Below are 10,369 nucleotides of genomic sequence, written 5' to 3'. Positions count from 1 at the left end.
GTCCTCGCCGGGTCGCTCGCGGACCCAGCACCGGTCGACGTCGAGTTCCGCCGCGACGGCGGCGACGACGCGTCGACAGGCCGCGTCGCGTTCCTCGCACGCCGCCAGCGAACGCGCGAGCGCCGCCGTCCGATCGTCGCCGCCGTTCGGTTCGCCGGCCCGCTCGCCCTGGCACACCCACCGCACCTCGTCGGCGAGGTGGGCGAACGCGCCCGCAGTGTCCCGGCGAACGTAGCCCGCGACGCCGTCGGTCGATCTGGCCGCCGTCGGCGCGAACGAGGCGTCACAAAACAGCACGAGCGGCGTTCCCGCCGCGGCGTCGATCACGTCGAGCAGCGCCGCGCCTTCGGCCGTCGTCGGCGTCTCGGCGAAGACGACGCAGTCGACGTCGTCGCCGGAGCGGGGGTCGGCGTCCCCCCGCCCGGCGGCGATCTCGTCCCCGGTCGTCGGCCGGACGTCGAGCGAGGACTCGGCGCGCTCCAGCGCAGCCGCTCCCTCGACCGCGTCGGCGTGGGTCGCGGCGACGTAAGAAACGACGTACCTGTTCGGCATGGGGTTCGCCACGGCTCCCGCCGCGGATTGGTATCCGTATCGATGCCGGTTCCCCGTAATGTAGTTATTGTAAAATCCTTTTAAGGAAAGTATTTACAATTACTTCTGATGGTCTCCGATAGTTCGTCCGGGGGCGCTCTCGCCAACCGGTGCCGAGGAATTACTTCCCTATCGTCGCCGACGGATTACTCGCCCACCGTCGCCGACGGATTACTCGGCCGCAGGGGTCGGCTCCCGGGAGGCGTCGGCTCGCCGGAATCCGCCGACTCCGTAGACGACGGCGACCGCCGCCGGCACGAGCCAGAACGCCGCGAACGGGGCGTATGCCGCGGCCGTCCCGTCCGGCGCGTCGAGGACGAACCGAGCGACGACGGCGGCCGATCCCGCGACGACCGCCACGACGAACAGCGTCCGGCGGGTATCGGGCGGCCGACGCTGCCACGGGCGGAGCGAGTCGGTTCGGCGAGCCTCGGCGGCGTACAGCGCGAGTGCCGCCCCCGCCGCGCCGGCGGAGACCGCAACCGCCGCGTCCAGGTCGAAGACGTACCGGCGGGCGAGGAGTTCGCCGAACGCGATCGGAACGAGCGGAACCGCGAACGCCAGCGCGGGCCCGCCGTTCCAGGTCGCGTACGCGAGCGGGCCGGCGAGGACGACGACGAGGCTCGCGGCGATGACCGCCGCGCTGAGCGAATCGAACGCGGGCGAGAGGGTCTGGGCCCGCACGCCGGCGATCTCGCGGGCGGCCAGCGCGCTCGCGAGGTGCGCAGCGAGGAACGCGACCAGCGCCGCGACCGCCAGTCGGGTGCGCCGGGGACGAACGCCGAACAGCGGGTGGGCGAGGTGTCGCCCGAGTCGAACGCGGATCGAGACCGTTCGCTCCGCGTCGGCGCCGGTCGCGCCCCGAGCGCCGGCGCTCACCGTTCCTCCCCCGGGACGACGATCGACGCCGTTCCGTCGTGATCCGGTCCCCGTTCGTTCGCCAGGTCGACCTGATCGGGGGCGACGCGCCAGCCGGCCTCCCGAAACAGGTCCTCGACGGCGGCCCGGCCGTCGGCGTAGGAGGCGATGCCGTGGCGAGGCCGGGCGGGCGTGTCCTCGTGGGCCTGCATCGAGACGACGTCCTCGAACTCCCAGCAGCGGACGTGGTTCCGGCCGTGCAGGCCGAGGTAGGTCTCGGCTGCGGTCGCCTCCTGGTGGACGTAGCGCTCGCGCTCGCGGTCCCAAGCGTAGCGGGCGTACTCCTCGACGTCCCGGGTCCACCCGGCCTCCGCGAGGACGGCCATCACGGCGGGCAGCCCGGCCGCCCGCTCGGCGAGCGGGAAGACGACGTTGATCGGCGCAGTCGCGACGTACTCGTCGCCGCCCGCGCGGTACTGATACCGGGCGATCGGTGCGTCGTCCTCGTCGGCGACCCGCTCCCCCTGGTAGGGGGCGTCGATCGCGTCCTCGGCCGCGTCGACGGTGGCGGGACGGTCCGGCGGGGACGGTGTCAGCGCGAGTCCGCCCGCGGCGGCGAGTCCGGCGACGCCCGCGTGGGCGACCCACGAGCGGCGAGTCGTCGGGCGGAGCCCCCGCCGGCCACCGCATCCGGCGACCTCGCTCTCGTTCTCGTTCCGCGTCATCTGAACGTGTTTCAGATTGAACAGTCAATATCTTTGTGATAACGTCGCCGACGACGACCGAGTCGACGGATTCCGCCCGCGGACGGGCCGCTCGACGGCTCTCCCGGAACTGTTTTACCGGCTGCAGAGCCAAGGGCCAACGATGAGCGACCTCGAGGACGAGTATCGTCTCGACTATTTCGCGGCGGAGGGCTTCGAGCGGGTGGAGTGCTCGTCGTGCGGGGCCCACTTCTGGACCCGGGATCCCGATCGGGAGACCTGCGGCGAGCCGCCGTGTGCCGACTACGAGTTCGTCGACGACCCCGGATTCGACGAGGAGTACACGCTCGCGGAGATGCGGGAGGCGTTCCTCTCGTTCTTCGAGGAGCGCGACCACGAGCGGATCGACCCCTACCCGGTCGCGGCCAACCGCTGGCGCGACGACGTGTTGCTCACGCAGGCGTCGATCTACGACTTCCAGCCGCTGGTGACCTCCGGCCGGACGCCGCCGCCCGCCAATCCGCTCACGATCTCCCAGCCGTGTATCCGGATGCAGGACATCGACAACGTGGGCAAGACGGGCCGACACACGATGGCCTTCGAGATGATGGCCCACCACGCGTTCAACGTGCGCGAGGACGCCGACGAGGAGTACGCCTACGAGGGCGAGGTGTACTGGAAGGACCGCACCGTCGAACTCTGTGACGAGCTGCTCGAGTCGCTGGGCGCGGACGTCACCGACGTGACCTACATCGAGGACCCGTGGGTCGGCGGCGGCAACGCCGGACCGGCGATCGAGGTCATCTACAAGGGCCTCGAGCTGGCGACGCTCGTCTTCATGTGCATGGAGCTCGACCCCGAGGGCGAGTACGAGCTCAAGGACGGCAACCGCTACTCCTACATGGACACCTACGTGGTGGACACGGGCTACGGCCTCGAGCGCTGGACCTGGATGAGCCAGGGGACGCCGACGGTCTACGAGGCGATCTACCCCGAGATGATCGCGTTCCTCGAGGAGAACGCCGGGATCGACCACTCCGAGGAGGAGGCCGCACTCGTCAACCGGGCGGCCCGGCTGTCGGGTCAACTCGACATCGACGACGTCGACGACGTGGAGGCCGCTCGCGACGAACTCGCCGCCCAGCTCGACGTCTCGACGGACGAGCTCCGCGCGCTCCTCGAGCCGCTCGAGGCCATCTACGCCATCGCCGATCACAGCCGCACCCTCGCCTACATGTTCGGCGACGGGATCGTCCCCTCCAACGTGGGGACGGGCTACCTCGCGCGGATGGTGCTCCGGCGCACCAAGCGCCTCTGTGACACCGTCGGCGTCGACGCGCCGCTGGACGAACTCGTCGACATGCAGGCCGAACGCCTCGGCTACGAGAACCGCGATACGATCCGCGACGTCGTCCGCACGGAGGTCGAGAAGTACCGCGAGACCCTCGAACGAGGGGGACGGCGGGTCGAAGGCCTGGCCGAGGGCTACGCCGAGCGCGGCGAGCCGATCCCGGTCGAGGAGCTGATCGAGCTCTACGACTCCCACGGCATCCAGCCGGACATGGTCGAGGAGATCGCCGCCGAGCACGGCGCCGCGGTGGACGTCCCGGACGACTTCTACAGCCTCGTCGCCGCCCGCCACGACGAGCGCGAGGAGGGCGACGAGCGCGAGGAGGGCGAAGCGGAGCGCTTCGCCGACCTGCCGGAGACGGAGAAACTCTACTACGAGGACCAGGGCCGGACTCAGTTCGAGGCGGTCGTCCTCGACGTCTTCGAGCGCGAGGACGGCTACGACGTCGTCCTCGACCAGACGATGTTCTACCCGGAAGGCGGCGGTCAGCCCGCCGACACCGGAACCCTCTCGACCGACGAGACGACGGTCGAGGTGCGCGACGTCCAGATCGAGGGCGGCGTCGTCCGTCACCGGACCGACGAGGACCCCGGCAAGGGCGAGTTCGTCAACGGCCAGGTCGACGCCGGCCGGCGCCGCCAGCTGATGCGCCACCACACGGCGACCCACGTCGTCGGCCACGCGGCCCGCGAGGTGCTCGGCGAGCACGTCCGTCAGGCCGGCGCCCAGAAGGGCGTCGACTCCTCGCGCATCGACGTGCGCCACTACGAGCGCATCGACCGCGCGGACGTCAAAGCGATCGAGCGCGTCGCCAACGAGATCGTGATGGCCAACACGTCGGTCACCCAGGAGTGGCCCCACCGCCACGAGGCCGAAGCCGAGCACGGCTTCGACCTCTACCAGGGCGGCATCCCGCCGGGGACCAACATCCGGCTGATCCACGTCGCCGAGGACGTCCAGGCCTGCGGGGGAACCCACGTCGCCCGCACCGGCGACATCGGCGCCATCAAGATCCGCACCACCGAGCGCGTCCAGGACGGCGTCGAGCGCATCGTCTTCGCCGCCGGCGAGGCCGCCGTCGAGTCGACCCAGGCCCAGGAGGACGCCCTCTACGCGGCCGCCGAGGTCCTCGACGTCGATCCGCCGGACGTCCCGGAGACGGCCGAGCGGTTCTTCGAGGAGTGGAAGGCCCGCGGCAAGCGCATCGACGAGCTCGAGGCGCAGCTGGCGGAGGCCCGCGCCGGGAACGCCGGCGACGGCGAGGCGGTCGACCTCGGCGAAGCGACCGCCGTGATCCGGCGCCTGGACGCCGACGTCGACGAGCTGCGCGCGACCGCGAACGCCTTCGCCGAGAACGGGCAGATCGCGGTCATCGGCAGCGGCGCCGACTCGAGCGCCCAGTTCGTCGTCGCCGTCCCCGACGACGTCGGCGTCAACGCCGGCGAGGTCGTGGGCGAGCTCGCCGCGAAGGTCGGCGGCGGCGGGGGCGGCCCGCCGGACTTCGCCCAGGGCGGCGGCCCCGATGTCGAGGCGCTGGCGGACGCGCTGGAGGAGGCGCCCGAGGTGCTTCGGCAGGTGCTGAACGCCTGAGACGGGTCTGCTCCGTCCGTCGCCGCTCGAGGATCGGCGCCGCGTTCGTCGCGCCGGTCAGATCTCCACCGCGCCGAGCCACCGCTCCGTGCCGTGGGCCGGACACCACAGTTCGTGGTTGTCCTTACACCGCGGATCCATCGCGCAACCGCACGCACACCACGACCGCCGTTCGGGGGCGAACCGTCGCTCACAGAGCGGGCACGTCGTCTTCATGCGAACGGCTACCACGGGCCACCAGTTAATCCTTTCATACGGCTGGCCGTCACGTCGCGGACGGTCGGGAGGAGCGGGGCGGCGCCGGCTCGACCACGGGGCTCAGGTCGGCCGACGGTTCCGGGACTCCGGGTAGTCGTGGCCGAGGACGAGCGCGACGGCGTTGAGACCGAGGAGGCCGACGAACAGGGTGAATCGCGCGGCCGAGTCGAGGCCGACGAGCAGGACCGGCAGGTAGACGAGCGGGAGGAGGGCGGCGAGCCAGAACGCGACGGCGGTGATGGTCGACGGGAGGCGCATGGTTAACGCATCGACGCGCGGTCGACGAACCCCTCGCCGCTGGCGATGATCCAGGCGGTCGCTTCCGATTCGGGCGCGTCCTCGGGGGGCACGAACGCGCACTCGTCGGGCAGGTCGCCGTTCTCGACGACGACGTGCTCGAAGAGGACGTCGTCGGGTGAGCGGTCGGTTTTCGTGGTGTCGGGTGCGGCGGTCATGGGTGTCGGTGGGGCGACGAATCTACGCCGGAACCGACCATTGTTATCGAGCGGTTACGACCTACCCCGGGGCCAGGGTGAACCCGTCCGGTCAGCCGGGGCGCCGAGGCGGGTCTGCGAGCGCCGACGTCGGTCATAGGCCGGGGCTGAAGCGGGCGAACGGCGCCGACGGCCGCGGTAGGAGGTGCGTACCGCCGGTGAGCGTCCGTACCGCCGAGACGCCGGGGCGACGGCGCGGGAGGCTGCGGGAGTGACATCCGGCCGGTACGGCGACGGCGCGGGCGTGGCATCCGGTCGGAACGACGACGGGGAGGCGTTCGGGGAGTGAAACGGCGGAGCGGCGCCCGGTCGGAACGATGACGGGGAGGCGCTCGGGGAGTAAAATGGCGGAGCGGCGTCCGATCAGTACGGGCGCGGCGGGTCGGTCGGTCTGGCGCCGAGTTCCAGCTCGACGGTCGTCCGCTCGCCGTCCCGGAGCACCTCGACGTCGACCACGTCGCCGGGGCTGGTCTGGAGCGCGAGCACGCGCGAGAGCGCGTGCTGATCGGGGATCTCCTCGCCGGCGAGGCCGACGACGATGTCGCCGCCGACGGGGACCTCCTCGCCGTCCCGTCGCTCGACGTCGTCGCTCTCCTGGAGGACGCCCTCGGCCGGCTCGTCGGTCTCGACGACGATGACGCCGGCGGCCTCCTCGAGGTCGTTCGCCGCGGCGACCGCCGGGCCGACCTCCAGGAGCTGAATTCCCATGCGGGAGTGCTCGTACTCCCCGTCGTCGATCAGGCTCGGCACCACGCGACTGGCGAGCGCCGCGGAGATGGCGAAGCCGACGCCCTCCGCGATGCCGGCGCTGATGACGCCGACGACCGCGCCGTCCATGTCGACGAGCGGCCCGCCGCTGTTGCCGGGGTTCACTCCCGCGTCGGTCTGGACGACGTTGGGGATGTCGAACCGGCTGTCGCCGGTCCCCGGGCCGGGCAGCGAGCGATTGACGCCGCTGACGATCCCGCGGGACATCGACCCCTCGAAGCCGAAGGGGTTGCCGACCGCGAGCACCTCCTGGCCGACGGTCGGCAGCGCGTCGGCGAACGCCAGCGGTTCGGCCGCCTCGGGCCGGTGGTCGACTTCGAGGACCGCCAGGTCGCTGTACGGGTCGGAGCCGACCAGATCGGCGCCGGTCCAGTCGCCGTTCGTGTACTGGAGCTCGATCGCGTCGGCCTCCCAGACGACGTGCTCGTTCGTGACCACGTAGTCGTCGTAGACGAACGCCGAGCCCTGACCTTCGCCCTCCTCGCCGGTCAGCGGATCGCCGACGCCCGCGACCGTCACCATCGTCACCGAGTCGATGAGCTCCTCGTAGACCTCCGTGTACACCGACCCGTCCGCGCGCTCGTCGTAGTCGAAGTCGCTGTCCAGGGAGGAGCCGCCGGCGCCCGCTCGCGTCGTCGAACCGGGCTCGGCGCAGCCCGCGACGGCGGCCAGGAGACCGCCGCCGGCCGTCGCGAGGAGTCGCCGGCGGGAGACGTCCGTTTCGTCCATACCGATTACAAGGAGTCGAGCACCTTGAACCCCTGGATGGCGTCGAACGACCCGTTTCCGTCCGGGTGTCGGGGGTCTACCCGCCCGCCGTTTGGTCGCGGATCCGGCCCGTTCGCACGGTCCGCGGGACCGACGGTCCCACGCCGTTCGCATACCCGAGGATCTCGCTCAGTGCGTTCGCTCGATCCTCGCAAATGGAAAGCGTGTTACGGCCGCCGCCCCGATACGCCGGCAATGACGATCACGGAGGAGGCGGCCGCGCTGCTCGAGACGGGGCCGGTCTGTGACTCCTGTCTCGGTCGCCCGTTCGCGGAGCGGAGCTTCGGGCTGACGAACGCCGAGCGGGGGCGAGCCCTGCGGACGACGCTCGCGATGGCCGACGACGAGCCGTTCGAGCCCGTCGATCCGGTCGAGTGCTGGGTCTGTGAGGGCTACTGCGGAACGTTCGACGCGCTCGCGGACGCGGTCGCCGACTCCCTGGAGGGGATCGACTTCGCGACCTACCAGGTGGGAACGGGCGTCCCGCCGCTGTGCGAGGAGAACGACCGGCTGCTCCGCGAGGACGCCGGGATCGACCCCGAGCGCGGGGAGTCGCTCAAGCGGGAGGTCAACCGCGAGGTCGGCCGTCGGGTCGGCGCGCGCACGGGCGCCGAGGTCGACTTCGAGCGCCCCGACGTCCTCCTCGTGCTCGACCTCGAGGCGTTCGACCCGCTGGCGGTCCTCGAGGAGGGGGAGGCGGTGACGGGCCACGCCGTCGACCGCCAGGTCAACCCGGCGTTCGTCTACGGCCGCTATCGGAAGCTCGAACGCGACGTTCCCCAGACGGAGTGGCCCTGTCGGGAGTGCGGCGGGAGCGGCGTCCAGCTGGGCGACGACGGCGAGGAACCGTGCGAGTACTGCGGGGGCTCCGGCTACATGTACGAGACGAGCGTCGAGCAGACGGTCCGCCCGCACGTCGTCGAGGCGATGGACGGCGACGAGGGGACGTTCCACGGCGCCGGCCGCGAGGACGTCGATGCCCGGATGCTCGGCACCGGGCGCCCGTTCGTCCTGGAGGTCAAACGGCCGCGGGAGCGCACCCCCGACGTCGCGGCGCTCGAACGCGAGATCAACGAGGCCGCGGCGGGAGCCGTCGAGGTCGAGGGTCTGCGACTGGCGACCTACGAGACGGTCGAGCGCGTCAAAGAGCACGACGCGAGCAAGCGCTACCGGGCCGCGGTCCGGTTCGACGAGCCGGTCGTCGCCGCGGATCTCGGGGCGGCCCTCGACGAGCTGGACGGCACCACGGTCGAGCAGTACACGCCCGAGCGCGTCGACCACCGCCGGGCCGGATTGACCCGCGAACGCACCGTCTACGGGATCGACGGGCGGCTCGTCGCCGACGGGACGGTCGAGGGGGGCGACGACCCGCTCGATCTCGACGACGCCGACGCGGTCGGGGAGGCGGGCGGCTCCGAGAGCGACGCCGCGGTCGTCGAGATCCACGGCGAGGGCGGCCTCTACGTCAAGGAGCTGATCGGCGGGGACGACGGCCGCACCGAGCCGAGCCTGGCGGGGCTGCTCGGAACCGCGGCGGCGGTGACCGCCCTCGACGTGCTCGCGGTCGAGGGCGAGGCCGAGCCGTTCGAACGCGAGGCGTACTTCAGGGACGAGCCGAGGGACTCCGCGGACGACGGATCGGGGGAGGTGACCGACGAATGAACGTCACGGACGGCCAGCTGAAGGCGTTCTACCTGTTCGGGATCGCGCTGAACGCGGTCGCGCTCGCCTTCTCGGTCGACGAGGGCGAGTACCTGTTCGCGAGCGCCTTCGCGTTCATCATCCTCTACCTGATGTTCCGCTACCGGATGATCGCGGGCGAGTAGTCCGGCGGTCCCGATCGCCCCGATTTATCTCCCCCCGCGACGACCGCCCGCCTAGCATGCCGTTCGGCGTCGACGAAGCGGGGAAGGGGCCGGCGATCGGCGCGATGGTCGCGGCCGCGGTCTGGGTCGACGATCGGTCGCACCTCCCCGGGGGAATCGCGGACTCGAAGGACCTCTCGCCGACCCGCCGGGAGGAGCTGGCGGCGCGGCTGCGCGGCGACGATCGGATCGCCGTCGGCGTTCGCTCGACCCCGCCTGCGCGCATCGACGCCCCCGAGACGGACATGAACGGCCTGGCGGTCGAGGCCCACGCGGGCGCGATCGAGGCCGCCCTGGAGGCCGTTCCGACCGACGGTCGGCCGGTCGTTCCCGGGGGACTCTGCGACGCCTGCGACACCGACGCCGATCGCTTCGCCCGCCGGGTCGCCGACGCCTGCGCGCTCGAGGTTCGCGTGGACGCCCGCCACGGCGCCGACGGCGACGACCCGCTCGTGGGCGCGGCGAGCGTGATCGCGAAGGTCGCCCGCGACGCGCACGTCGACGAGCTCGCGGCCGAGTACGGCGACGTGGGAAGCGGCTATCCGAGCGACCCGACGACGCGCGCCTTTCTGGAGTCCTACGTCGCCGAGGAGGGCGAGCTCCCGCGGTGCGCCCGCCGGTCGTGGGCGACGTGTCGGGACGTGCTCGCGGCGGCCGCCCAGACCGGTCTCGGCGACTTCGGGGGCGAGTGAGCCCCTCCGAACCGGAGGCGGGCCCGGCCGATCGACCGGCGAGCGGTGCGGGGACGACGGCGCGCCCGAACCGGAGCAGATACTATTTTACCGGGCGCGCGCAGATGCCTCGCCATGGATCTCTCCCCCGAGGAGTACGGGGCCTACTGGGGCGGGTCGGTGCGGATCGCCGCGGGCGTCCTGCTTTCGGTCTTCGGCTACCGGTTCGCCGACCAGTTCATGGGCCACGGCGACTTCGGGCCGACGGCGCTCGGCGCCTTTCTCTTTTCGGGTCTCGTGCTGGTGGGGACGTTCGTGGCGATGCTGGGGGTGGCCAGGGTGGTCCGGACGGCGGTCGACGCGGAGATGCGGAGCTGACGCACGCTCACGATTCCGCGCCGGGTACACTCTCGCCCCGTCGTTCCGCGCCGGGTACACTCTCGCCCCGTCG

11 protein-coding genes and 1 pseudogene are annotated in these 10,369 nt (G+C 71.8%); 5 read left to right on the top strand and 7 right to left on the bottom strand.

All coding sequences use genetic code 11. The annotated features are described in order from the left end of the window. From QZT59_RS14495 to QZT59_RS14485, 3 genes and pseudogenes are all read right to left on the bottom strand, one after another. Nucleotides 1-552 (bottom strand): annotated as a pseudogene (locus tag QZT59_RS14495) (diguanylate cyclase); the annotation flags it as partial. A gap of 210 nt (nucleotides 553-762) precedes the next feature. Next, a complete protein-coding gene (locus QZT59_RS14490) occupies nucleotides 763-1,470 on the bottom strand; it encodes a hypothetical protein (RefSeq protein ID WP_290817909.1) in 708 nt (235 codons plus the stop codon). Beyond that, nucleotides 1,467-2,174, bottom strand: a complete 708-nt coding sequence (locus QZT59_RS14485; protein ID WP_290817907.1) for a hypothetical protein — start codon at nucleotides 2,172-2,174, stop codon at nucleotides 1,467-1,469. Before QZT59_RS14485 ends, QZT59_RS14490 begins: the two co-directional genes overlap by 4 nt. Nucleotides 2,175-2,316: 142 nt before the next feature. Here QZT59_RS14485 and alaS point away from each other — a divergent pair, with 142 nt between their 5' ends. Then, on the top strand, nucleotides 2,317-5,094 hold the full coding sequence (gene alaS / locus QZT59_RS14480; protein ID WP_290817904.1) for an alanine--tRNA ligase: 2,778 nt from the start codon (nucleotides 2,317-2,319) through the stop codon (nucleotides 5,092-5,094). 57 nt (nucleotides 5,095-5,151) lie between these two features. On the opposite strand, the gene QZT59_RS14475 is transcribed toward alaS, so the two are convergent. The 4 genes from QZT59_RS14475 to QZT59_RS14460 form a co-directional block, all read right to left on the bottom strand. Next, nucleotides 5,152-5,310: a hypothetical protein gene (locus tag QZT59_RS14475; protein ID WP_290817902.1), complete on the bottom strand. Its 159-nt coding sequence runs from the start codon at nucleotides 5,308-5,310 to the stop codon at nucleotides 5,152-5,154. Nucleotides 5,311-5,412: 102 nt separating this feature from the next. Then, nucleotides 5,413-5,610, bottom strand: a complete 198-nt coding sequence (locus QZT59_RS14470) for a hypothetical protein (RefSeq protein WP_290817900.1) — start codon at nucleotides 5,608-5,610, stop codon at nucleotides 5,413-5,415. A 2-nt stretch (nucleotides 5,611-5,612) separates the two neighbouring features. Beyond that, nucleotides 5,613-5,807 carry a hypothetical protein gene (locus QZT59_RS14465; RefSeq protein ID WP_290817899.1) on the bottom strand — a complete coding sequence of 65 codons (195 nt, stop codon included), beginning with the start codon at nucleotides 5,805-5,807 and terminating at the stop codon, nucleotides 5,613-5,615. A 402-nt stretch (nucleotides 5,808-6,209) separates the two neighbouring features. Next, nucleotides 6,210-7,343: a trypsin-like peptidase domain-containing protein gene (locus QZT59_RS14460; protein WP_290817897.1), complete on the bottom strand. Its 1,134-nt coding sequence runs from the start codon at nucleotides 7,341-7,343 to the stop codon at nucleotides 6,210-6,212. A gap of 234 nt (nucleotides 7,344-7,577) precedes the next feature. Between QZT59_RS14460 and QZT59_RS14455 the strand changes: the two genes are divergently transcribed. The 4 genes from QZT59_RS14455 to QZT59_RS14440 all read left to right on the top strand — a co-directional run bounded on the left by QZT59_RS14455 (nucleotide 7,578) and on the right by QZT59_RS14440 (nucleotide 10,296). Beyond that, a complete protein-coding gene (locus QZT59_RS14455; protein ID WP_290817896.1) occupies nucleotides 7,578-9,044 on the top strand; it encodes a tRNA pseudouridine(54/55) synthase Pus10 in 1,467 nt (488 codons plus the stop codon). Continuing rightward, complete coding sequence (locus tag QZT59_RS14450) at nucleotides 9,041-9,208, top strand: hypothetical protein (protein WP_290817895.1); 168 nt, start codon at nucleotides 9,041-9,043, stop codon at nucleotides 9,206-9,208. Before QZT59_RS14455 ends, QZT59_RS14450 begins: the two co-directional genes overlap by 4 nt. Nucleotides 9,209-9,264: 56 nt before the next feature. Beyond that, the gene (gene rnhB, locus QZT59_RS14445; protein WP_290817894.1) at nucleotides 9,265-9,939 is read left to right on the top strand and encodes a ribonuclease HII; all 675 of its coding nucleotides are present in this window, start codon (nucleotides 9,265-9,267) and stop codon (nucleotides 9,937-9,939) included. 114 nt (nucleotides 9,940-10,053) lie between these two features. Continuing rightward, nucleotides 10,054-10,296, top strand: a complete 243-nt coding sequence (locus QZT59_RS14440; protein ID WP_290817892.1) for a hypothetical protein — start codon at nucleotides 10,054-10,056, stop codon at nucleotides 10,294-10,296. The last annotated feature ends 73 nt before the right edge of the window (nucleotides 10,297-10,369 follow it).

This window comes from Halovivax sp. (assembly GCA_007119345.1).
Taxonomy (GTDB): domain Archaea; phylum Halobacteriota; class Halobacteria; order Halobacteriales; family Natrialbaceae; genus Halovivax.
The sequence above is the reverse complement of the archived record's forward strand: the minus strand, read 5'-3'. Positions and strand labels throughout refer to the sequence as shown.